The following is a 24,416-nucleotide window of genomic DNA, read 5'->3' on the forward strand; positions in this document are numbered from 1 at the left end:
ATTCAAACGCAACTATTCAAATACAATCTCCCCTAAACACAGCTAAGCATAAAAGCTTCGCCAAATAACGTTTTTTTAGTAAACGCGAGTTCATATTGCGGTGTGTAATATCTTTACAAGCATTTTAAGTTAGGCGTTCGTACTGGGCGCTTATTTTTAGACTCCCTTTATTAGAGATACTTTTTATGAAGTTAAAGTTATTTATTGCCGCTATTATTGCCTCCTCTGTGTCGTTACACGCGGCGCAAGCACAAGCAAGTGCTAAGTTTACTTTTGAAGATTTAAAAGCAATGGCAAAAGCCTCTGCCAAAAAGCCCTATACGCCTGTGGAAGTGCCAGCACCTGAGCTTATTGATAAAATTACCTATGACGAACATTGGAAAATACGCTTTAAAGAAGATGAAACCCTCTACCCAAATGGCGAAAAGGCACCGGTGCAATTATTTTACCCTGGGCGATATTTTCCTGAGCCGGTAAGTATTTTCATCAGAGATGATAAAAACAACGTTAAAGAGCTGCCTTTTAATAATGCGCTTTTTGATATGCCTGACGATAGCCCTGCTCACGACCTGCCAGAAGGGTTTGGGTTTGCAGGCTTTAGAATTATGCGCCCCGATATAAAACCAGATTGGATATCGTTTTTAGGGGCGTCTTATTTTAGAACTGATGGCCCTCAGGGGCAATATGGGTTGTCGGCTCGCGGTATTGCAATTAATACCGGTATGAGTGAGCCAGAAGAATTTCCACGCTTTTCGGCATTTTGGCTAGGCCCTGCAGAAAATAAAGGTGAGAGTATGTCTGTGTGGGCATTACTTGAGGGGCCCTCTGTTACAGGTGCTTATCGGTTTGGTTTGAGTAAAGACAACAAAGAGGCCAAAGGGCATGTTACCTCTGTAAGTGCTAATTTGTATATGCGCGCCGATGTAGAGCGCTTAGGTATAGCGCCGCTAACCAGTATGTATTGGTACTCAGAAAAAGATAAAACGGTAGCGAAAGACTGGCGCCCAGAAATTCACGACAGCGATGGCTTAGCTATTCATACTGGGTCGGGCCAGTATATTTGGCGACCGTTAAATAATCCGCAGTCGGTGTCGACCAATAGCTTTATTGATGAAAACCCTAAAGGCTTTGGCTTAATCCAAAGAGACCGTGACTTTAATAACTACCAAGACGACGGCGTGTTTTACAATAAGCGTTCATCAGCGTGGATCAAGCCTACGGGCGACTGGGGGAGAGGCGCTGTGCAGCTAATCGAAATCCCAACTAAAGATGAAACGTTTGATAACATTGTTGCTTATTGGGTGCCTGAAAAAGAGGTACGTAAAGGCGATGAGTTTACCTTTTCTTATGATATTGAGTGGCGTCCACTCGATCCAAAATCAAAAAACCTAGCAAGTGTTGTTAATACTCGCCAAGGGCAGGGCGGAATTCCTGGCCAGCCTATTCCTGAGGGCGTAAACAAAATGGTGATTGATTTTGAAGGCCCAGTATTTAAAGGCCTAGATAGAGAAAGTGGCATAAAGCCTATTGTTGAAGCCAGTAACGGCGAAATACTGGAGCCAATTGGTGCTTACCCAATAGTGGGGACCAACCAATGGCGATTAGCATTTGACTACAAACAGAGCAATAACGACCCCGTAAGCATACGCGCGTATTTGGTTGATAAAAACGAAGAGGCGATAACCGAAACATGGGTAAGTGATGCAAAGGTAACGATTGAGTAACTAAGCTAAGGTTTAATAGGCTTAAGTAAAACAAATGGCTATATAGTTGTGCGGTATATAGCCATCAACATTCAAACCTTAGTAAGTATGTTGAATGGCCAAATAGACGAGAGATTACTTTCGATGCTTAAGTTTAGTCCAGCCAATTTTGATAATTACTACAGCAGAAATTATTAGCATTATTGAAAAAGTGTGTTGACCAAAAGCTTGAAAAACAAGCCATGCTGCAATAGTTATTAGTATGCAACCTATTAAAAATAAAATGTTTTTTAACATCCTATGTTCTCCATTTCCAAAATATCAAAGTATACGTATTCGTTTTTTATTAAGCTAATTATGAATGCTTATTATTAGGTCGAAGCGCGCTAATTAACAAATGTATGGCTGCATACACTTTTGGTTTATTTAATTATAACCCAGCCTAGTGTGATACTTATTTCGTAAGGTTATTTTAGTCGCTTGTATACCCACTGCTTTCTTAATTTACCTTGATAAACCCTAATTTATAGTTAAAATGGCCGGCTTATTTAACGAATGTACCTACTTTATTACTGACGTAGTAATAAAAGCTGCATTAATAGATGTAAATACTAAGCGTGCAATTTTAAGGCGTGTTATTTACCTCGTTTTATACCAATCCTCAAAATAGGTTACTTAATTAAGCGAATTGGTATTTGTAAATTTACGTTAGGACGAAAATTGGTTTGATCTCATTGAACGACGATTTAATTGTAGGTAAAGGGGCGCATAGAACGTGTTACAGGCACCCTGAGGCACATAATTTATGTATAAAAGTAAGCCGTGAAGGGTTTTCGCAGGAGCAAGATCAAGAGCTGGCTTATTATAAGCGACTTAGTAACCGAAATATTCAGTGGCAGTTGTTAGCGCGATACCATGGTACGGTACACACCAATATTGGCACAGGGTACGTGTTTGACCTAGTAATTGATGCAAATAATCAGCCGGCTAAAACGTTGGAACATTATTTAAATCAGCCAAATAGTGAAGCCTTAGCCGAGCCACTATTAAATTTAAAAGATTATTTATTGCACAATTTAGTGATCACCAAAGAAATAAAACCACGCAACATAGCGTGTGTTAATAATAACGGCACCATTGAGCGGTGTGTTGTTGTTGATGATATTGGTAATACTGAGTTTTTTCCTATTAGTAATTACGTGAGCTCATCGGCTAAGCGTAAAATAAATAGAAAATGGCAGCGCTTTGAAGCGAGTTTAAATGAGCTTGGCTTAAGCCTTAATTAAGTTTTAAACTCCGACTTTAAATACTGGCTTTAATTAATAACCACAGCCCAGTTTAATACGCAGGGCTAAGCTAACAGCACATAGCCTACCCTGCGCTTAATAACCGTTAGTTACTTTTCTAACTCTTTTACATACAGCATGAGTGCGCTGTACATTACGCTAAGGGCTTTTGTTACATCCTCATCAATAACAGCTTCTGCGGGGTGATGGCTTATCCCGCCTGGGCTGCGTATAAATAGCATCCCCACAGGGCAAATAGGGGCTATAGCCATGGCATCGTGCCCAGCGCCAGAGGCAAGTGAAGGCGAGGCTTGGTTATTCAATTTACAGGCACTGCTAAACAATTGTTGAATTTGAGTGTCGCACGCTACGGCGTCGGCCGCATGTGTCCATTGCCAATCAAGCGTTAAATTACGCGATGTAGCAATTTGATCGGCGCGGGTATGTATTGCATTAAGTAATACTGCTAGGTCGGCATCATTTTGTGCGCGTGCATCTAGGCTTATAGTCGTTTTACCGGCAATAACATTTGTAGCGCCTGGGCGAGCATGAATTTGCCCTACGGTGGCTACTTCACCATTACTCGCGTTTTTTGCTAGTTGCTCTATGGCAAGGGTAAGCTCGGCGCAGCCAACTAACGAATCTTGGCGTAAGTTCATTGGCGTAGTGCCTGCATGGCCGCTTAGGCCTGATAGGGTGATCATAGCGCGTTTGGCGCCAGCAATAGCGGTTACTACCCCTAGCGCCTGGTTTACCGATTCAAGCACTGGGCCTTGCTCTATGTGGGTTTCCCAATAACCGAGTAATTCGTTTTTGTTAAGGGCGGCTTTAGCGTAATCATCAGGGTTTAGGCCAAAATCAAGCATGGCTTGGCGCATGCTAATGCCGTTTGTATCTTGTATATTTAACCACTGGGGGTCAAACTCGTTCGCCAGTGCTTTTGAGCCAATTAGAGTGGTGGCAAAGCGAGTGCCTTCTTCATCACAAAAGCCCACTACATCTAAATGAAATGGTAAATCAAGCTTAAGCGTGTGTGCAATGGCGGCTACTTCAATACCTAGTAACACCCCTAAAATACCATCAAATGCACCGGCGTTTGGTACGGTGTCTAGGTGTGAGCCAATAATTAAACGTTTAGCGTTTGGATTAGATGATGCTAAGCGCCCCCATAAATTGCCGACTTCGTCTTGCCACGATTGCATGCCCGCCTCAGCCATCCACGCAGCAGTTACACGGTTACACTCTTTGTGCTCTTTAGATAAATACACACGGTGAATGCCACCTTGCATTTGCGATAGGCCGCTGAGCGTTTTACAGCGCAATAACGCGCGCGCGGCAAATTTATTAGCCAGCTCACTGTTTAATAATGGCTCATGGAGGGGGCTTGCAATCGTCATGCTAAATCCTTTTTTTATTTATAATGGGCTAGGGCGGCAATAGCGGCTTCGCCTTTAGGGCCTTTATAGCCGTTGGCGTGTAAGCAGGCATCTAGGCTTGCCAATGTTTGTAATACGGCATCTTTACGGGCGTTGTAACCCATGGTGCCAATACGCCAAATTTTGCCATGCAGCGGCCCAAACGAGGTGCCAATTTCAATACCAAAGTCGGTTAGCATTTGTCCGCGTACGTGGTCAGCATTAATGCCCTCGGGTATATAAACACCCACTACGTTGTTCATTTTATGGTTTAAGTCGCCAAATACGTTTAAGCCCAGCGCTTGAATACCCGTTAGCATGGCATCGCCGTGTAACTTGTGGCGGGCAACGCAGTTATCAACGCCTTCTTCAATAACAATGCGAGCACATTCTGATGCGCAATACAGCATACTGGTGGCTTCGGTGTGGTGGTTAAGGCGCTCTTCGCCCCAGTAATTCATGATCATGCCTAAATCAAAGTAGTTTGAGCGTACAAATGGCTCGGTGCCGTCGGTATGCTGCGCGGTACGAATACCCGCTTCTACTTTTTTGCGTTTTTGGATCCAATCGGCGCATTTATCGCTCAGTGTTAAAGGGGCAGAGCCAGACGGGCCACCTAAACATTTTTGCAAACCAACCGAAAGCGCGTCGAGTTTCCACTCATCGGCGGGTAAATCGTTACCTACAATTGATGCGGTGGCATCGCAGTAAAATAATACGTCGTGCTTTTGGCAAATATCGCCAATGTGTTCAAGTGGTTGGTTCATAGTTGTAGAGGTATCGCCCTGTACCATAGCAAGTACATGGGGTTTTACATCAACAATGGCTTTTTCTATTTGTTCGGGGGTAAATACCTCGCCCCATGGGACTTCTATGGTGTGTACTTTTGCGCCTACGCGCTCGGCTATTTCAGCAAGCAAGTGGCCAAAGCGGCCCATAATGGGCACCAGTACTTTATCGCCTGGGCGTAAAATAGAGCATAAAACGGCTTCTATGCCTGCGCGTGATGTGCCATCAACTAACATGGTCCATTCGTTTTTGGTTTTAAAAATTTCGCGATAGCGAGCCATGGTTTCGTTCATAAAACCGGTCATTACTGGGTCGTATTGGCCAATTAGCTGCGCCGACATAGCACGTAGCACGCGTGGATCTGCGTTTATTGGGCCTGGGCCCATGAGTAATCGCTGTGGCGGATTTAAAGTTTGAATTTGCGTGTCGCTAAACATGTTTTAGGCTCCCAGAGTCTGAATAAGCATACGAATGCCCGTTATCATTAATACAACGGCAAAGGCGCGTTTTAATTGTTTTTGATCTAGCTTGCTACCAATTTTTACGCCAATAGGGGCAAACAAAATAGTAAGCGGAATAATAAGTATAAAAGCAGGTAGGTTTACAAGGCCCCACGTGCCTAGCGGCGCATCGGTGGGTGTAGTACCAATACTTAATAAAGTAATAACGCCCGGTAACGCGATTAATAAGCCAAATACAGCAGCGGTGCCAACGGCAACATGAGCACGTACGTTAAACGCGTTTAGCATGGGTACGCCAATAGTGCCGCCACCTATGCCAATCATTACCGATAAACCACCGACAATACTGGCCATAATGCCTTGGCCAAATTTACCTGGTAATTTACTAACAAGGGCAGGCGCGCCGGCTCTAAATAACATGTTTAAACTTACTAAAATGGCAATACAGGCAAACATAAGTACCAGCGCATTACCGCGTATAGAATGAGCTAAGTAGCTACATATAACGGCCATTACCAAAATAAACGGGGCCCAGTATTTAATTAAAGCAAGGTCGATATTGCCTTTTGCATGGTGCGAGCGAATCGACGAAATAGAAGTAGGCACTATGGTGGCAAGCGATGTAGCTGTGGCTATCATCATGGCCGACTCAGGGCTTACGCCAAAGCCTTGCAGTAAAAAGTACAGCACAGGCACAATTACTATGCCGCCGCCTACACCAAATAGGCCTGCTAAAATACCTGCAAAAATACCGGTTGCTATTAAGGCCGCTATAATCGGCCATTGATTTATTATTTCTGTCATTGTGTTCCTGCTGTAGTTACTGTTGCGCGACCATCTGAACGAGGATCGGTGGCTGCTTCAAGGCTGGTAGGCGTATCTAAAATGGCACCTGCATGACCCATCATTTCATTGTTATTATCAACGCTTACCCAGTCGTGGTCACGTTGATTTAATTCATGTTTAACTTGAATTACTAAGCTTTGCTCTACCTTTAAATTTGTGCTTGTATCGCCCCAGGTGCGCCCTAATAACCAACGCGGATCGCTTACTGCTTGGGTAATTGATTTATTACGCCATGCGTAACCACTAAATACTGCAGCTTGTGTTTGTGGCTGGCCTTCGCCGCCCATGGTGCCGTAGGCAAGGCGCCTACCATCGTCAAATTTTGCTAAAGCAGGGTTGAGTGTATGAGCCGGTTTTTTATGTGCTTTTAAGGCATTGGCATCGTTGCTATTTAAACTAAAACTTAAACCGCGGTTATTCCACACAAAGCCGCCTTCGCTCATCAAAATGCCGCTACCAAATTCCCAGTAAACACTTTGAATAAAGCTTACTAGTTGGCCGTTTTTATCACGTGCGGCCATCCAAACGGTATCGCCTGGCTCTGCATTAAATGGCCATTGCTTGGCTTGGCTCATATCTATATTGCTGGCAAGCGCATTTAAGCGCTCATCAGTTAATGCGTTTTTATAATCATCGCCTAGCGCATCTGGGTCGGCCCACAGTGTAGGGCGGTGAGTAAAGCTTTGTTTGGTTGCCTCAACAATTAAGTGCATCCAATCGGCCTCTGTTTTGGCTAAATGTTTTAGTTTATTAACAGCGCCAATTATTTGCAGAGAATGCACGCCTTGCGTGGGGGCGGGTAAGTTATAACACTGTATGCCCGATAAATTAGCACTGAGCGGCGTTACTAAATCGGCCTGCGTATTGGCAATATCAGCGCGTGTAATTGCACTGCCTGCGGCAGCTAAATCGTTTGCAAACGACTCTGCTAAAGGGCCTTGGTAAAAGGCGTTTAAGCCATGCTCGGCTAAGTGCTCAAAGGTACTGGCAAGTTTTGGGTTTTTAAAATGTTGGCCCGCTTGCAACGGTTTACCATTAGGTATGTAAAGTTCTTTAAAGGCAGCGTTAGTGTTTGAAGCGGTAGCAAGCTTTTCGCAGCCTGCTTGCAAGCTTTTAGATACTGTAAAGCCTTCGCGCGCGAGCTTTATGGCTGGGGCTAAAATAGTACTTAGTGAAAGAGCTGCGTGCTCATCTACCGCAAGGGCTTTTTGCCAGCCGCGAAGTGTTGCAGCCTGAGTAAGCGCGCTTAAACCGCCGCGCTCTGGTATGTGTGGCTCATTGCTATAGGCGCTTATATCGTTTGGTGCGCGCCCGCAGGCATCAATGGCAGTGGGTATACTTTGGTTTGGGTTATCAATAAGCCAAAAACTGTCGCCGCCAATTGAGTTCATATGCGGATATACCACGCTAATCGCAGCCGCTGCCGCTACCATGGCTTCGGTGGCTGTACCGCCTTGTTTTAGTATTAAGGTGCCTGCCTCGGTTGCTGCAAAATGCGGGGCAGTAAAGGCAATGTTGTTTGTGCTCATGCAAGTGTGTCCTGTTTAAAGTGGGCAGCTAATTGTTGTACGCAGGCAAGTAGGCTTTTATCGTTGCCGTGGCTCATCATTAATGAAAACCCATACGGGTGGCCATTTTCTAAATTAGCCAATGGTAAGTGTACTTGCGCCGAGCGGCTCAAGCCCGCAATGGCCGATAAGGTGATTATTTGCATGCGTAAGGCGCTTGTGTCGGCGCCCAATTTAGGTGCAGTTGTGGGTGTGGTTGGCAAAAATAAACAACTGTTTGTGTTTAGGTTTTTAGCGATTAGTGTTTGCCATTGGGTTTGTACATTTAGTGCTTCTTGCTCTTCTTGAGCGGTTAGGGCAAGCGCCATGTTAAAACGTGCCGCAATTGCCGGAGCAAACTGGGGAAGTTGCCCTGGCAATTGAAGCCAATCTTTATGCGTTTTTGCGATTGCTCGCCCTTGCAGTATTCTAAAGCTGTCAGCCAGTTCGCTTAATAAGCTGCTGTTAGGCAGTTCAAATTCTTTATGGTGTTTAAAATAAGGTTTGGTTTTTTCAAGCAATTGTTTAAGTGGGGCTTGTAAAGCAGGGTTAACCAGCTCAAATAATGGCTCGCAAATAACTAAGGTATCAACGTTATTAATAGCTTGATTTGGTAACAGTACATTGCCTACATCGCTTAGCAGCTCTGCATTTTGCGTAAGCCAGCCAATGGTATCAAATGGGGACGCTAGCGGAATTAGGCCATCTTTTTCAATTACGTTATGGCTTGGCCTTATACCAAATAACCCACAATAACTTGCCGGTATTCTAATAGAGCCACCAGTATCAGTGCCTAAGCCAATATCGGCTAAGTTAGCCGCTACAGCTGCAGCCGAGCCCATACTTGAGCCGCCACTTGCATGGCCTTTAAGTTTTGGGTTTTGTGCTGCACCATAGTGAATGTTATTGCCCTCTAAGCTGTAGGCCAGCTCATCGGTATGGGTAAAGCCTGTAAAGCGACAACCCTCATTCATTAGTTTATTTACGGCACTTGCTGTTTGCTGTGCAGGTTTTGCTGCTTTAAACCAGCTTGGGTTACCAGCGCTGTTACGCTCGCCTTTAATAGCAAATACATCTTTTACTGCAAGGCGCTTATTTACAAGTATGCCGTGGGTTTGTATTTGCCATGCGTTAGGGCCATGGTCACAAAAAATACCGGTAAAATTATTATGTGTTTTGGTACTCATATCACCACTCGTTATAAAGTAAATCTGACCAACTGGTTATAATCAGATTTAGAGTGATTAAAAAGACGAATTAGTTATTATTATTTTTCAGCCCACCGCGTAACATCTTATTTTTATTTTACAGAGCCTGATCCGCTTTTTAATCGGTTAGCTATTATATTGCCTAAAAGCTAAGCAAAAGCAATGCCAAATGCAATAAAGTTGTCCGTTTGGTCAGGTTTTGTTTGGTTTGTATGGGGTTTAGCAGATATTTATAAAAATATAAGTATTAAAGGAGGTGTAATTTAGAGGTGAAAACACACCAAGTTGGTGCGTGATTGCACCAACTTGGTTGCAAGTGTGACGTTTATAGTAATGCGTTAGGGCTAATAATTAAGCCATTTACATCGGCGTATAGCCAATCGTTAGGGTTAATTGTGGTACTAAGCATGGTCACTGTTTGATTTTTATCTCCAAAGCCACGCTTTAATGTACTGCGCGGGGTTGAGCCCAGTGCCATAACCGGTAAATCCATAGTGGCAAGTATTTCAATGTCGCGACAACAGCCGTTAATAATCACGCCTTCCCAGCCGTTTTTTAACGCGCGCTCCGCCATAATATCGCCTATAAAAGCAAAGCGTTTGCTAGCAAAACCATCAATAATCAGTACTTTACCCTTGCCGTTTTCATGCAGTATGTCGGCGGCAAACGAGTTATCGTCTGGGCAGGTAACGGTAACTGCTTGGCCACTAAACGTGGTTTTTTTTCCAAAGTGGCGCAGGCCGCTGTCGGCGACTTGTACGCTATTGCGGTGATCGTCAAATAAGTCTGGGGTGGTAAAATTATCCATGGGTTAAGCCTCACTGTGCTCAGGTATTTTTAAACCAATACCTTTTAAAATTATGTGGGCAGTTGATTGCGTTATTTGTGCCACATCGGTTTCGTCGTATTCTAACTTGTTCATTACCAGTAGCACTTCGGCCTGAAAATCGGCGTAGTACTGCGTAGTTGACCAAATGGTAAATAATAAATGGTAAGGGTCAACATTATCCATTTTGTTTGCATCTATCCAGGCCTGAAACACGTCTACCTTTTGTTTTACCCACGGGCGTGTGTTGGTTCTAAAGTAGTTTTGCAAATAAGGAGCGCCGCGCAGTATTTCACTGGCAAATAAACGTGATTGCAGCGGCTGGTTTACGGCAAGTATGACTTTGCTTTTAATATAGTGATACAACACATGCGCAGGGTCGTCCTCAGGGGTTACGTTATCTAAGCCTAAGTTCCAGTGTGCAATAATGCGGTCTATTACGTTTTCGTATAGGCCGTCTTTGCTTTTAAAATAATATAAAATATTGGCCTTAGGAACGCCTGCTTCTTTGGCAACCATACTCATACTGGTGCCATCGTAACCAAGCTGAGAAAACAATTGCTCGGCGGCATCGAGTATTAATGTTTGGTTTTTTACTCGGGTGAGTTCTTTTTTATTTGGCTTTGTTTGTGTGCTCATTATGGCGATGCTGTTTTTAACGTGTTGAATGATTGTAACTTTACTGACCAAAAGGTCAAACACTTAAGTGCAGGCCAAAAACATCTTTATAACAATAAATGATGAGCAACAATTGTTTAACCCACTAATTACTGTTAGCGTAACGTCAAACATAAGTAGTACTTTTAGGTAGTTAATGGACTTTTTTTCTAATCATAAATACACGCTTTATGGCATTGCCGCTATTTTATTATGGAGTTGTTTAGTGGCTCTGCTCAGGGATGTTTCGGAGTTATTTGGCCCCATAGGTGGGGCGGCACTTATGTACAGTGTAAGCGCGCTGTTTTTAATTTTGGTAATGGGGCGGCCTAAGTTTGCTGGGTTTAATAAGCGCTATATTATTTGGGGTACTGCTTTATTTGCACTTTACGAGGTGTGTTTAGCGCTGTTTGTAGGGCTTGCTAATAATCGCCACCAAGCGGTAGAAATGGCAGTTATAAATTATTTATGGCCCACACTTACCATTTTGCTCAGTATTATAGTTAACCGTAGTAAAGTAAGTGTTTGGATTTACCCCGGCATGCTACTCGCTTTTTTTGGTGTGGCTTGGTGCGTTGGTGGCGATAGTGGGTTATCACTTAATAGTATAATGGGCAATTTTGCCAGTAACCCAACGGCCTACTTGTTGGCGTTTGTAGCACCTTTTATTTGGTCTGTTTACTGTGTAATTACTCAAAAAAATAGCAATGGGCAAAATGCCATTGTGCTGTTTTTTATCGCCACGGCACTAAGCTTATGGGTGTTGTATGGATTAAGTGACGAGCCAAAAATGACCTTTACACTGCACGCGACCGTAACGCTTGTGTTAGCTGGTGTGGTTGTTGGCAGCGGGTATGCTCTTTGGAACCAAGCTATTATTGGCGGTAACTTAATGTTGCTTGGTACGCTTTCGTATTTTACGCCGGTTTTTTCGGCGATTATTTCGGCGCTTTATTTGTCTATTACCCTTAGTGCCACGTTTTGGCAAGGAGTAATAATGGTAACTGGCGGCTCACTCGTATGCTATTTCGTAACGCGTGAAAAACCAGTTAAAAAGCAAATCAACGCCGTAAATTAACGGTGCAAATGTACGGAGTAAACGCATCCTTTTTTAACTGTGTTTGTTTAGCCAGTTAAGCGCAAGTGGCCATAATCCGTCAGATTTTTTACTAAAAAATTTCATATGGCCAATTTCCTTCAAACCATAGTCGTGTGGGTTTAAGGTTAGGGTTTGTGCTTTTAATTTAGGAAAAACCGAGAGCATATCGGCAACATTTGCATTGTTAGCAATATCGTCATCGGTAGCATTAACCCATATTGAGGGCATAGAAAGCGTGTTGTAACAGTGTTGAAATACGGTATCACCAAATGCTGATTGCACATACCCTTGGGCGTTACACCATTTTCGCCATTGTTTAGCTACGCCTTTAGGTAGGGGCTCGCCCATGCCAAACCACTGCGATTTAGTATGACCAAACAAGGCATTACTAAGAGGAATAACCCCATTCATAAAAAAGTGCGCTTTAACCTGATACGCTAAGCTCATATTAGTTAATTTACCCGACGAGCAAGCAAAATTAAACGCGGAGCTTAGCTCGTTGGCGTTATGCATTAGCCCCACTAATTGCCCACCGGCGCTATGACCCACTAAATGATACTGCGTATTAGGAAATACCCTTTGCAAATGCTCAAGCACCGCAGGCATGTCTTGCTCACCCCAACTTTGTAAACTGGCTTTGCTTTTTTTAATGCTGCGGTTAAGCGATTGGCCAATGCCACTGTTATCAAACGTAATAACGCCAAAGCCATGTTGCTGTAAGTAAGTAGCAAAGTTTGCATAAAACTGCTGCTTTATACCGGTTGCAGGGGCAATCATCACCGCACCTTTAATAGCGCTAGTGGGTGTAAATACACGGGCGCTTAGGGTTTGCCTGTTATTACAGGTAATAGTGGTGTGCTCAAAGTGTGGTGCGGTCATTAGAATTATTATTTCCCATATAAAGTACACAGGTAAAAATAATAGCTGGTTAGACCAGTTTCGACAAGAGGGGAGTGCGTTGTTTATACCAACCCCATTAAGTATGTGTTCTAAATTTACGCAGAAAAACAATTCAGTTTAGGCGTAAATTGATGTAAATGGTTGTTCCCTTAACGAAAATTACAACAAAAAAATGCGTTGTTTAAGCAAGTAAAATAGATCAGCTATTTATTGGCGTTGGTATTAAACCACGCCCCAGATAAAATGGGGCGAGAGGAAGGTTTAAATAACTAAAGGGTACTACTTATTTTACCAAAGCCGTGTTATTGGCTGCTAATGTAGCCTTATTGTCACTAACAATAACGGGCTAATGGGTATATGAAAAGTTGGTTAATTAGATTTACTGTTTACCTGTGCTAATAAGTCGAGCACTTTTTGTTGGCCAAATTTTTGTGCAAATTGCTCGGCTGTTTGACCAGCTTTGTTTTGATGTGCGTTATCGCAATCAAGGCCTACAAGTGTTTTAGCTATGCTAAATTCGCCTCTAAATATGGCAGCCATTAGGGCTGTGTTACCGCGGTTGTCTTCAAGGCAGGCATTAGCGCCTAATTGCAATAAGGTATTTACCGTATTTTTATTGCCGTGGTAGGTGGCAATCATTAGCGCGGTGTAACCTTTGTTGTTGTAACTATTAATAGGAATGCCAGCATCTACAAATTGCGTTATAACGGCGGTGTCGTCGGTACGTGCGGCTGCAAAGTAATAAGCAAGTAAGCTGTCATATTGCGACTGGGCGGTGCTTTGTTCTGTTACAGGGCTTTGTGGCTCATTGGCAAAGCTTGAAAAGCTCATCACTAAAGTAAATATAATAAGTAATTTACGCATACTGTTTACCTTTTTAAAAAAGAGGAAAGCTAGGCTTTCCTCAATAACTTACAGGTTGGGTAAAATATTAAAGCTTAGCGGCTAGTTGCTTAACTTGTTTCATGTCACCGTTTACAGCGTTAGTTAAGCGTGTACCGTATTCGCTATCTGCTTTGTAGAAGTGGCTAAGCATTTTGTGCATAACTTTGCTGTCTTTCACTTTGCCTAAATCGCCGGCTAAGTTGTTAACTAAGTTAGTGCGCTCTTGCTTGCTAAAGCTGCGGTAAAGTACACCCGCTTGAGCAAAGTTTTGCTGCTTTTTAATTGCTGCTTGTTGTACGTAGCCTTTAAGCTCTGTGTTACTTCTGCGTGCAATTGGGTTTTCTGCAACGTTTTCGTGACTTGGTTGGTAGTTCACGTTACTTGTTGTATTACCGTAGTTCATTGCGCCGTCTTGGTTGTAGTTAACCACTTCAACTTTTGCACGGTTAATTGGCAATTGTTGGTGGTTAGCACCTAAGCGGTACATTTGCGTATCGGCGTAAGAGAAAACACGCCCTTGTAATAGTCTGTCTTCAGATGGCTCAATACCCGGAATTACATTTGCCGGTGCCATTGCAACTTGTTCTGTAGATTGGAAGAAGTTAGTTGGCATACGGTTTAGGGTCATGGTGCCTACTTTAGTTTCTTTAACGTCTAACCACATTTTTGTTGCATCTAATGGGTTGTAGTCAAAGTCATCTAACTGCGACGGATCAAGGGTTTTAATGTAAAGATCCCACTTAGGGAAGTTGCCTTTACCAATCTCACTGTATAGGTCGCGTGTTAAGTGTTGGAAGTCTTTACCTTGCACTTCGTTTACTTCTTTAGCATCAAGGTTGTCTATACCTTGTTGGCTTACCCAGTGAAACTTAACGTATTTAACATCGCCAGACTTATTAATCATTTTGTAAGCATGTACGCCCCAACCGTCCATTTTACGTAGGCTTGCAGGTGTACCGTAGTCGCTGTATACCCACGTTAACATGTGAGTAGAACCTGGCTCGTATGAGAAAAAGTCAAAAAAGCGGTTAGGATCTTGAATGTTATCTACCGGTGATGGCTTTAACGAGTGAACCATGTCTGGAAATTTAATCGCATCGCGAATAAAGAATACCGGTAAGTTGTTACCTACTAAATCCCAGTTACCTTGGTCGGTGTAAAACTTAGTAGCAAAACCACGTGGGTCACGCAGTGTTTCTGGGCTACCTTTTGAGTGAATTACTGATGAAAAACGTACAAATACATCTGTTTCTTTGCCCGCTTCTGCAAACGGTGCAGCAATTGTTAAGTCATCTAATTCTTTAGACGCTACAAACACACCGTGTGCACCTGTACCACGCGCATGCACTACACGCTCAGGAATACGCTCACGTGCAAAACGTTGTAGCTTTTGAATTAGGTGTACGTCTTCAAGTAATACACTTCCGCGCTCACCTGCGGTAATAGAGTTTTGGTTGTCGCCAACAGCTGCGCCGTTGTCTTTAGTAAGGGTAGTTGCGGCACTTGCAGGTAATGCCATTGCTAAAGCTAATGCGCTTAGCGTTAACGTAGATTTATTATTAATCGTGTTTTTTTGAGTATTCATTGTCGACCTCATCTGTATAAAAGTGCCGGCAGTGTTGCTGGCTGTTTAACTGTTAACGAGTGTATTAACAAAAGTGAGTTCGGTAAAATTGATTGTCTAGATTGGAGTAATCATAAATTTAGATTGCTGTTTGTGTGCTGCCTTTTATTTTCTAAATAGCAGTTTTGCAATGTTCGACCTTAGTCGTAATTGCAATTTTGAAATCAATGAAAATACAGACAATTTCATATTTAATGAATAAATATTCACCACTGTGGTGCGTTTTTCACTAACAAAATGTTGACTTATTATAACAATAAAGAGAATATGCTCACTTGCTGGGCTTATGCTCAAGGTGAGGTTGCACCAAACTAGGTGCATAAAAAGGGGCAATATGAATACTAAAATAGAATTAGTTATTTTTGATTGTGATGGCGTTGTTATAGATAGCGAAATATTAAGCGCGCAAGTGTTAATAAACATGCTTGCAGAGATTGGCGTTAATATTGACCGAGCCTATGTACAACAATATTTTTTGGGCTGTAATTTTAAAACAGTTACCCAAAACTTATTCAATACCTTTAACGTGACCTTAGCTGAGAGCTTTGAAGCCGATTACCGAGAAGCATTATTAAACGAGTTCGAAACTGCATTAATGCCAACTAACGGCATTAAACACGTGCTAGAGCAATTATCTGTACCTTGTTGTATTGCAACAAGCAGTAGCCCTAAACGCACCGCTAAAGCGCTTAATGTGGTTAATTTATCGCAACACTTTAATAAGGTATTTACCTCAAGTGAGGTAAAAAATGGTAAGCCCGCACCCGATTTATTTTTACATGCCGCTGAGCAAATGGGCGTGAAGCCACAAAATTGTTTAGTGATTGAAGATTCAAAAGCTGGCGTGTGCGCCGCACTTGCCGCCAATATGCAGGTTTTGCATTACAGCGGGGGGGGGCATATGCAAGATGCAGTGAACTTTGTTCACCAAGCTTACCCAGAGGTAGCGCATTTAACGCATTGGGATGACTTTTATAAGCAGTACCCAACATTACAAACACAGTAATAGAATATCAACGTTGAGCTTTATGACACTGACAAAGCTTAACGTAAAAATGCATTAATTATTAATTAGTTATAGTAGTAGCATTATAAAAAGGCACGGTGATTTACTCACTATTAATTTAAATAAAAAACACTTATTTAAATTAATAGTTAACCTGAACTTTGGTTAAGAGATTTACTAACATATTAAATCAAAAGTGATATCTATGTTTATTTTCTCTAGCCAGAGATTTACAGTGAAAACAAGGCGAAATTACGCGTCAATAGCTAGCCTATTGCAAGTAAATTTAACGTAGTTAGCGCTGGAAATAGCTGCTTGAGATAGATTTATTATCCAGAGTTCAGGTTAGTTAGGGCTGTGCTTAAAACAATAGGAAAATACCATGGCATCAAGTCCACACACACAAACATTTAACGATGTTAACGAAGAGCAATTGCCCGTTGCTAATCATAAGCTTCATGGTTGGAAGCACTTTGCCGGTTTATACGCTGGTGAACACGTTGCTGCAACCGAGTTTGTTATTGGTGCAACCTTTGTTGCATTAGGCGCATCGACCATCGACATTTTATTAGGTTTATTAATTGGTAACCTATTAGCTATGTGTTCGTGGTGGTTAATTACCTCTCCAATTGCGGTAGAAACACGCTTAAGTTTATACAACTACCTAAATAAAATTGCGGGTAACTCAATGACCAAGCTCTATAACTGGGCAAACGTGGTCATATTTAGTGTGATATCCGCCGCCATGATCACGGTATCGGCAACCGCAGTGCGGTTTTTGTTTGATATACCCGCGCAACTCGATTGGTACCCTAACAGCTTAGCATTTGTGGCCATTGTATTATCGGTTGGCTCTATTGTTGTATTTGTGGCTATGTATGGTTTTTCAACCGTTGCTGATTTTTCTAAAATTTGTGCGCCATGGTTATTTGTTATTTTTATAGCAGGCTCGTTTGCATTGTTCCCTGAGCTTTCTAATCATGTATTAGGAGTAACCACGCTAACAGGGTTTGATGACTTTATGGCGATAGGGGATTCTTCTATTTGGACCGGTACCACCGCTGATGGCGAAAAAGGTATTGGCTTATTAGAGGTTATTGGTTTTGCATGGGCTGCAAACTCTATTACCCACTTTGGCTTAATTGATATGGCAATTTTTAGATTTGCTAAACGCAAAAGCTACGGTTTGTTTTCGGGCGTAGGTATGTTTTTTGGCCATTACTTAGCATGGATCTCGGCCGGTATTATGGGCGCAGGTGTTGCGGTATTACTTAAAACAACTATTTCATCACTTGACCCAGGTGACGTTGCTTACCACGCATTAGGCTGGACAGGCTTTGTTATTGTAATTATTGCCGGCTGGACTACAGCTAACGCCAACCTTTACCGCGCAGGCCTTGCAGCACAATCTATTTTTGTTGACCAATCGCGCGAGCGCACTACCGCAATTGTCGGTGTTGTAACCGTTATAATTGCGTGTTTCCCGTTTGTATTTTCGCAAATGTTACCGCTTTTAACTTACGCAGGCTTATTAGTAGTACCTGTAGGCGGCATTGTATTTGCCGAGCATGTTTTATTTCCTAAAATTGGTTTAACCCGCTACTGGGCTAAATACAAAAACATTACACGTAGCGTACCGGCCATTGCCTCTTGGGCATTAGCACTTGTGTTTGGCTTTGGTTTAAATGCGATTGATGTAATGTCGTTTTACTACTTATTTATTCCTACTTGGATTTTCACCATTGTTATTTACACGCTACTGGCTAAAAAATACGGCGCAGGTGAAGACTACAGCAAAGAAATTGCAGCAGAAGAGCAAGAGCAGCAAGACATTAAAGAGTACCAAGCAGGACTGGCAGAAAACGTTCAAGCTCCAGTTGTTGATAACTCAATGCTAACCAAAGTGTTAAATGGCGTGTCGACTGTTTCGTTACTTATTATTTTTGGCTTTGCCAGCCAAGTAATGTTTTTTAGTGACAGCATGAGCATTTACGCAGGAAATAAATCTCAGTTTGAAATTGCATGTTTTATTTGCACCATTATTTATTTTGCAACCGCTTACTGGTCGCTATTGCGCCATAAAGCACTCAATACTGCATCTTAATTTAAATTTTTAATATTGTTTTAGTAAGGCCGCACCATGACGCAACACCAGCACACTGACGCTCTTGTTAAAGGGCTAAACCAACAAAGCTTGGCAGATATGCCAAGCCATGTAGATACACCAAACTACGACCGTAGTAAGCTAAAAGCGGGTATAGTTCATATTGGTGTGGGCGGCTTTCACCGTGCTCACCAAGCGGTGTACATTAACGAGCTATTAAAAACGCCAGGTGCTGAACAGTGGGGTATTTGTGGTGTTGGCTTATTAGAAGGTAACCGTGGTCTGCGCGATATTTTAAAGCAGCAAGACTACCTTTACACGCTAACGGTAAGACACCCAAATGGGCAAATAGATAACAAAGTTATTGGCTCTATGATTGACTTTTTGTTTGCTCCAGAGGACAAGCAAGCGGTTATTAATAAGCTTGCGCACAGCGATACGCATATTGTGTCGTTAACCATTACCGAAGGCGGCTATAACTTTAACCCAGTTACGGGTGAGTTTGACTACTCAAACCCAGACATTATTAACGACATTAATAACCCGAACGACCCAATTACGGCGTTTGGCTACATTACTGCTGCGTTAAAACTACGTAAAGAACAAGGCCTTGATGCGTTTACAGTACAGTCGTGCGATAACATTCAGCACAACGGTAATGTAACGCGTAAAATGCTACTTGCCTTTGCGGCCGAGCAAGATAAAGAACTAAGCGAGTGGATTGCTACTAACGTAACTTTCCCAAATGCAATGGTTGACCGTATTACGCCAGTGTCTAAAAAGAGCGATATTGACTACGTTGTTGATGCGTACGGGGTTAGCGATGAATGGCCAATTACCTGTGAGTCGTTTACTCAATGGGTAATTGAAGACTCATTTTGCTGCGGACGCCCAGATTGGGATAGCGTTGGCGCACAATTTGTAAGTGACGTAACACCTTTTGAGACCATGAAAATACGCTTATTAAATGCAGGCCATTCGGTACTGGGTTTATTAGGCTCTGTACATGGCTACGGCACAATTGACGAAACAGTATCAGATCCTTTATTTGCAAAGTACTTACGTGCGTTTATGGATAGAGAAGTAACGCCTAACCTAGAGAAATTAGAAGGCATTGATCTTGAAATCTACAAAGACACGCTAATTGAGCGCTTTGCTAATCCAAACATTAAAGACAGCTTATCGCGCATTTGTTCAGAAAGCGCAGCAAAGCTACCTAAGTTTTTAATTGCCACTATTAACGAAAATCTAGCCCATGGCCGTGATGTATCACTTGCGACCCTGGTTATTGCTGCATGGTGTTTTTACAGCGATAAAGGCGAAGATGAGCAAGGCAATAAGCTTGAAATCATCGATGCAATGCAAAGCGAGTTACATGAAGCCGCGGCTAAAACGGCGACTGATGACCTTGCATTTTTATCGCTAACAAGCTTATTTGGCGATTTAAATACGCAAAGTGCCTTTACGTCTCACTACAAAAACAATGTAGAAGCGCTATACGCACCGGCTAGCAAAATTAAAGCAATTATGAATAACGTGCTTGAGCCTAAAGGTAACTAATAATGAGCATTTTAATTGATTCTAAACAAGGTAAAGACGTAAGCGTAAGTTGCTTTGGCGAAGTACTATGGGATTGTTTTGCAAACGATAAACGCTTAGGCGGCGCGCCGCTTAACATGTGTGTGCGTATTAACTCACTGGGCATTAAAGCCGACATGATAAGCGCTGTAGGTAACGATGAACTGGGTACTGAGCTACTAGGCGAAATTAAAAGCAAAGGCGTAAGCTGCGAATACATTGGCGTTAATAACGACAAAAAAACCAGCACAGTACAAGTTACCTTAGATAAAAGCGGCTCAGCCAGCTACGAAATAGTTGCCGACACTGCGTGGGATAACATTGAGCTTACAGACTCACTTATTGAAAAAGTAAAAGCCAGTGATGTATTTGTATTTGGCAGCCTTATTGGCCGAAGCGAAGCCTCACTTGCCACATTAAACCAATTAGTTGATGTAGCTAACTTTAAAGTGTTTGACGTAAATTTACGTGCGCCACACTACACGTTAGACACATTAGTAGATTTAATGAATAAAGCCGACTTCATCAAATTAAACGATGAAGAGCTTTATGAAATTGCCAAAGCAATGGGCTGCAAGTTCCATTCACTTGAGCAAAACTTAGCGTTTATTGCACAGCAAACTAACACCGAATACTTATGTGTAACTAAAGGCAGCCACGGTGCACTACTAACCATTAAAGGCGAAAATTACTATAACTCAGGTTATTTAATTAGCGTTGTGGATACAGTAGGCGCGGGGGATTCGTTTTTAGGGTCGTTAATTTATCAGCTTTGTAGTAGCGATTGTGCACAACATGCTGTTGATTTTGCGTGTGCAGTAGGTGCTATGGTGGCCGAAAGTGCCGGTGCTACACCTACACTTACTCATGAACAAATTAACGAGTTTATGAGCCCAGCGTAACGTAAAAAATCACAGTTACACCCAATCATTGTGTGTGTAAGCGGTTTTACTTTTATAGTAAAGCCGCTTTTTTTTGCTTTAATTTTTATTAATGAAGCCGTTTAGATTAAGTGTTGAGCAAGGTGCATAAAAAGTGGCTTAAATAGGGTCTGTTGACCTTTGCAGTTTGCAATTTGTTCAAACTAGGGGCGGTTTAATCGCGGCGCGAGGTTTGTAACCTAGTGGGCTCGATAACTGCTCCTGCGTTATCCTAATGGCTTACATCCATGTAAGAATAAGTCAAAACCGAGCAAAGCTTCCGCGTCCTGCTCACACCCCTTACCTACATCCATGTAGGCAACAAAGAGTAAATAGCCCCTAGGCAGAACCCGAAGGGCAGCGCCTGTTTGGCATTAATGCTGCGTTATCGCCTACTTATGGGGAATAACCACACCACATAGGCTCTGCCTTGCCTAAATACCAAACTGGCTGCTGCAAATTTAACCTTGAAAGGTCTACAGACCCTTGTGTATTAGCTATTCGTCTTATAGCGGGGGGATTAATACTTTGTTAATGTTCGTCGATTATTCATGGATTGAAAGGCGGGGCGGCAATTAGGCGCTCTATACTCCAAATACAAAAAGAGAAACGTGCTTTATGATCATCTTTTTTATCTGCATAACAATCTTAATACTGGGATATAAGTTTTATAGCCCGTTTGTTGAAAAACAAGCAGGTATGGATACAACAGTTGATACACCACAAAAACGCTTTAGCGAAGGTGTTGACTATGTAGCCATTCACCCTGTGCGTGCATTTTTAATTCAGTTTTTAAATATTGCGGGCGTAGGCCCTATATTTGGCCCAATTTTAGGTGCGCTGTACGGACCGGTAGCACTTGTGTGGATTGTGCTTGGTAACGTATTAGGCGGTGCAGTACACGACTTCTTCTCAGGTGTGATGAGCATTAAAGAAGATGGCAAAAGCTTACCAGAAATAGCAGGGCACTATTACAACGTTGTGTTTAAAGGCTTTATGCTAATATTTACAGCCATGCTGCTGTTTTTTGTGGGCGTTGTATTTATTATGAGCCCAGCAGGCTTATTAAGTAATTTAGATGTATTTGAAGGCACTTTTTTTGCTAATAATACTTTTTGGGTTTTGGCTATTTTAGCGTACTACTTTTTAGCAACGCTGCTACCTATTGATAAAATTATTACTAAGTTTTACCCGCTATTTGGCTTATTAATGATTGTAATGACTACATTAATAGCCGGTGCGTTATTACTAGATGCGCCACACTTACCAGTTGCAGGCGACTTTTTAGCCTACTTTGAAGCCGACCACGCGCATGACTTTTTAGAGCCAAACCCTGATGGCCTGCCAACCTGGCCGTTACTGTTTATTACCATTACCTGTGGTGCTATTAGTGGCTTTCACTCTACCCAAGCGCCTATTATTGCCCGCTGTTTAACAAACGAAAAATACGTACGCCCAGTATATTACGGCGCAATGATGTGTGAAGGCATTGTAGGTTGTGTATGGGCACTTGCGGGTATTGCTGCATTCCCAGAAGGTTACGCAGGCTTAAAAGCATTGCTTGATCAAGGTGGCCCAGGTTTAGTGGTTAACCATGTAGCAAATAGTTACTTAGGCGTAATGGGCGGTATTATGGCCATTATTGCTGTTGCGGTGTTCCCTATTACCTCTGGCGATACGGCGTTCCGTTCACTGCGTTTAACCGTGGTTGATGCGTTTAATATTCCGCAAAGCTTACGTAATCGCTTATTACTGGCTGTGCCAATTTTAACGATTGCCTTTTTTATGACTAAATTAGATTTCTCGGTTATTTGGCGCTACTTTGCATTTTCAAACATGCTGCTTTCAACCAGTGTGCTATGGCTTGCAACTAAGTACTTATTTGATAGACGTGCATTCCACTGGATCACCAGTATACCTGCCGTTATCGCTACTGGCGTAACACTTTCGTACATTATGACTGCTGCTATTGGCTTTAATTTATCGGCCGACTTAGGTAAACCAATTGGTGCCGCTGTGGTTGTTATTGGCTTAGTAGGTTTAGTGTTTGTACACTCTAAGCATAAAAAGCTAGATGTAGCGTAAAGCGTTAAAAATTAAATAAGCGAGCTTATTAAGCTCGCTTTTTTTATGCATAAAATTTACCCTCACACTATGCAATATTAAAGGTAATAAAATGAAAATAGCCGCCGATTTTACCCAGAGAGTCGTTGTTCATAGTGAGCAACTTAATTGGAACCCTTCGCCAATGGCGGGCGTTGATAGGCGCCCACTTGATAGAGTAGGCGCAGAAGTAGCCCGTGCTACAAGCATTGTACGTTATGCACCAGGGAGCGAGTTTTCGCCTCATGTGCATACAGGCGGCGAAGAATTTATAGTACTAGAAGGCGTATTTCAAGATGAGCATGGCGATTTTCCACAAGGCTCTTATATTCGTAACCCACCGCAATCGAAGCACAAACCAGGCTCCGATGAAGGCTGCATAATATTTGTAAAGCTTTGGCAATTTCAGCCACAAGATAGAACCCACGTACGCTTACAAACACAGCATATGGGCAGCGTGCAACACGAGACATTTAAAGGCCTTGCCATAACCCCACTTTATAAAGATGACTTTGAAGATGTGAGCTTATTGCATTTTGAGGCAGACGCCAACATGCAAATTAGTGCAAATGGTGGTGCTGAGTTACTCGTGCTTGAAGGCGATATAAGTGAGCAAACAGATGTATTAGTAAAACACAGTTGGTTAAGGCTGCCTATTAATAGTGAGCTTAATATAACCGCAGGTAAGCAAGGTGCAAAAGTGTGGCTTAAATTAGGGCACTTAACAGATGTAGATAAGCAAATAGAGCGCGTACAAAACGCTTAGCAAATAGCATTATTTAGCAGTATTGTTTGATTTAGTTCAGTACTAATTAACTTAATACGGTGTAGTTTTATAGTTTAACTCAGTAAGTGATGGGTATTTTTGGGGTTTTTATTTTTTAAAGGGAATAATTTCACTTTATAGGCTTTAATTAACTCCAGCTTTCGCTATTAAACCCACTCACACAGGCTGTAAATAACATAAGCGCACTCGATTAAGGAGAGCAACATGGTACACACAACACATGGTTTATCTATTGGTATTGAACGCGCAGGCCGAGAATTTTTTTTAAAACTAAAAGCTGTAGGAACGCTAACCCACGACGACTATAAAGTCATTACCCCCATGATCGACTCAGCGCTTGGCGAGGTTAAACACCCTATAGCAAACGTGCTTATTGATGCCAGCGAGCTAGAAGGTTGGGAGCTTCGCGCCGCGTGGGATGATTTAAAGCTTGGCGTAAGACACTCAAAAGAATTTAATAAAATTGCTATTTATGGCAATCAAGAGTGGCAAGCCCGCATGGCTAAAATAGGCAACTGGTTTATATCGGGTGAGGTGCAATACTACGAAAACGCCACCGCCGCCATCGATTGGCTAGATGAATAGCTTGATTGAAAAGTTTAAGTTAAAGCACTCTTATAGAGTGCTTTTTTATATAGGAGCGTTAATAAGTTTTTGAATTTGCTTTATTTT

20 protein-coding genes are annotated in these 24,416 nt (G+C 42.3%); 10 read left to right on the forward strand and 10 right to left on the reverse strand.

All coding sequences use genetic code 11. The features are described 5' to 3' along the window. Nucleotides 1-185: 185 nt before the first annotated feature. Together CWB60_RS09400 and CWB60_RS09405 are read left to right on the forward strand one after the other, a co-directional pair. Nucleotides 186-1,724, forward strand: coding sequence for an OpgD/OpgG family glucan biosynthesis protein (locus CWB60_RS09400; RefSeq protein ID WP_138579801.1), 1,539 nt, complete (start codon nt 186-188; stop codon nt 1,722-1,724). Between the two features lie 704 nt (nt 1,725-2,428). Continuing rightward, nucleotides 2,429-2,989: a YrbL family protein gene (locus tag CWB60_RS09405; protein WP_171036139.1), complete on the forward strand. Its 561-nt coding sequence runs from the start codon at nt 2,429-2,431 to the stop codon at nt 2,987-2,989. 110 nt (nt 2,990-3,099) lie between these two features. Here the strand turns inward: CWB60_RS09405 and CWB60_RS09410 are convergent, their stop codons facing one another. From CWB60_RS09410 to CWB60_RS09440, 7 genes are all read right to left on the reverse strand, one after another. After that, nucleotides 3,100-4,386 carry an allantoate amidohydrolase gene (locus tag CWB60_RS09410; RefSeq protein WP_138579799.1) on the reverse strand — a complete coding sequence of 429 codons (1,287 nt, stop codon included), beginning with the start codon at nt 4,384-4,386 and terminating at the stop codon, nt 3,100-3,102. A gap of 14 nt (nt 4,387-4,400) precedes the next feature. Next, nucleotides 4,401-5,630, reverse strand: coding sequence for a pyridoxal-phosphate-dependent aminotransferase family protein (locus CWB60_RS09415; RefSeq protein ID WP_004587084.1), 1,230 nt, complete (start codon nt 5,628-5,630; stop codon nt 4,401-4,403). 3 nt (nt 5,631-5,633) lie between these two features. Further along, nucleotides 5,634-6,458: a sulfite exporter TauE/SafE family protein gene (locus CWB60_RS09420; RefSeq protein ID WP_004587085.1), complete on the reverse strand. Its 825-nt coding sequence runs from the start codon at nt 6,456-6,458 to the stop codon at nt 5,634-5,636. After that, a complete protein-coding gene (locus tag CWB60_RS09425; RefSeq protein ID WP_138579798.1) occupies nt 6,455-8,029 on the reverse strand; it encodes a gamma-glutamyltransferase family protein in 1,575 nt (524 codons plus the stop codon). The genes CWB60_RS09420 and CWB60_RS09425 overlap by 4 nt, the downstream gene beginning before the upstream one ends. Next, nucleotides 8,026-9,234 carry an amidase family protein gene (locus CWB60_RS09430; protein ID WP_138579797.1) on the reverse strand — a complete coding sequence of 403 codons (1,209 nt, stop codon included), beginning with the start codon at nt 9,232-9,234 and terminating at the stop codon, nt 8,026-8,028. The genes CWB60_RS09425 and CWB60_RS09430 overlap by 4 nt, the downstream gene beginning before the upstream one ends. A 346-nt stretch (nt 9,235-9,580) precedes the next feature. Further along, the gene (locus CWB60_RS09435) at nt 9,581-10,063 is read right to left on the reverse strand and encodes a putative 4-hydroxy-4-methyl-2-oxoglutarate aldolase (RefSeq protein WP_138579796.1); all 483 of its coding nucleotides are present in this window, start codon (nt 10,061-10,063) and stop codon (nt 9,581-9,583) included. Nucleotides 10,064-10,066: 3 nt separating this feature from the next. Beyond that, nucleotides 10,067-10,720, reverse strand: coding sequence for a TetR/AcrR family transcriptional regulator (locus CWB60_RS09440; RefSeq protein ID WP_024032802.1), 654 nt, complete (start codon nt 10,718-10,720; stop codon nt 10,067-10,069). A 175-nt stretch (nt 10,721-10,895) separates the two neighbouring features. Between CWB60_RS09440 and yddG the strand changes: the two genes are divergently transcribed. Further along, nucleotides 10,896-11,816, forward strand: a complete 921-nt coding sequence (yddG, locus tag CWB60_RS09445; protein ID WP_138579795.1) for an aromatic amino acid DMT transporter YddG — start codon at nt 10,896-10,898, stop codon at nt 11,814-11,816. 33 nt (nt 11,817-11,849) lie between these two features. Here yddG and CWB60_RS09450 read toward each other — a convergent pair whose 3' ends face one another. From CWB60_RS09450 to CWB60_RS09460, 3 genes are all read right to left on the reverse strand, one after another. Next, nucleotides 11,850-12,716: an alpha/beta hydrolase family protein gene (locus CWB60_RS09450; protein ID WP_138579794.1), complete on the reverse strand. Its 867-nt coding sequence runs from the start codon at nt 12,714-12,716 to the stop codon at nt 11,850-11,852. A gap of 390 nt (nt 12,717-13,106) precedes the next feature. Then, nucleotides 13,107-13,601, reverse strand: a complete 495-nt coding sequence (locus CWB60_RS09455) for an ankyrin repeat domain-containing protein (RefSeq protein ID WP_064387079.1) — start codon at nt 13,599-13,601, stop codon at nt 13,107-13,109. 67 nt (nt 13,602-13,668) lie between these two features. Next, the gene (locus CWB60_RS09460) at nt 13,669-15,207 is read right to left on the reverse strand and encodes a catalase (RefSeq protein WP_004587093.1); all 1,539 of its coding nucleotides are present in this window, start codon (nt 15,205-15,207) and stop codon (nt 13,669-13,671) included. Between the two features lie 373 nt (nt 15,208-15,580). Between CWB60_RS09460 and CWB60_RS09465 the strand changes: the two genes are divergently transcribed. From CWB60_RS09465 to CWB60_RS09495, 7 genes are all read left to right on the forward strand, one after another. Next, on the forward strand, nt 15,581-16,252 hold the full coding sequence (locus tag CWB60_RS09465; RefSeq protein ID WP_024032789.1) for an HAD family hydrolase: 672 nt from the start codon (nt 15,581-15,583) through the stop codon (nt 16,250-16,252). A gap of 382 nt (nt 16,253-16,634) precedes the next feature. After that, entirely contained in the window at nt 16,635-18,356 is a 1,722-nt protein-coding gene (locus CWB60_RS09470; protein ID WP_029772305.1) for a purine-cytosine permease family protein, read from the forward strand. A gap of 36 nt (nt 18,357-18,392) precedes the next feature. Further along, nucleotides 18,393-19,916 (forward strand): mannitol dehydrogenase family protein, encoded by a 1,524-nt coding sequence (locus CWB60_RS09475; RefSeq protein WP_024032787.1) that lies wholly within the window; start codon nt 18,393-18,395, stop codon nt 19,914-19,916. 2 nt (nt 19,917-19,918) lie between these two features. Then, nucleotides 19,919-20,836: a carbohydrate kinase family protein gene (locus CWB60_RS09480; protein WP_024032786.1), complete on the forward strand. Its 918-nt coding sequence runs from the start codon at nt 19,919-19,921 to the stop codon at nt 20,834-20,836. Between the two features lie 636 nt (nt 20,837-21,472). Then, nucleotides 21,473-22,939 carry a carbon starvation CstA family protein gene (locus CWB60_RS09485; protein WP_004589533.1) on the forward strand — a complete coding sequence of 489 codons (1,467 nt, stop codon included), beginning with the start codon at nt 21,473-21,475 and terminating at the stop codon, nt 22,937-22,939. A 91-nt stretch (nt 22,940-23,030) separates the two neighbouring features. Further along, a complete protein-coding gene (locus CWB60_RS09490; protein ID WP_138576708.1) occupies nt 23,031-23,723 on the forward strand; it encodes a cupin domain-containing protein in 693 nt (230 codons plus the stop codon). Nucleotides 23,724-23,948: 225 nt separating this feature from the next. Next, nucleotides 23,949-24,329 (forward strand): SpoIIAA family protein, encoded by a 381-nt coding sequence (locus CWB60_RS09495; protein WP_004589535.1) that lies wholly within the window; start codon nt 23,949-23,951, stop codon nt 24,327-24,329. The last annotated feature ends 87 nt before the right edge of the window (nt 24,330-24,416 follow it).

The sequence above is a fragment of the Pseudoalteromonas sp. S327 genome, assembly GCF_005886415.1.
Lineage (GTDB): Bacteria > Pseudomonadota > Gammaproteobacteria > Enterobacterales > Alteromonadaceae > Pseudoalteromonas > Pseudoalteromonas atlantica.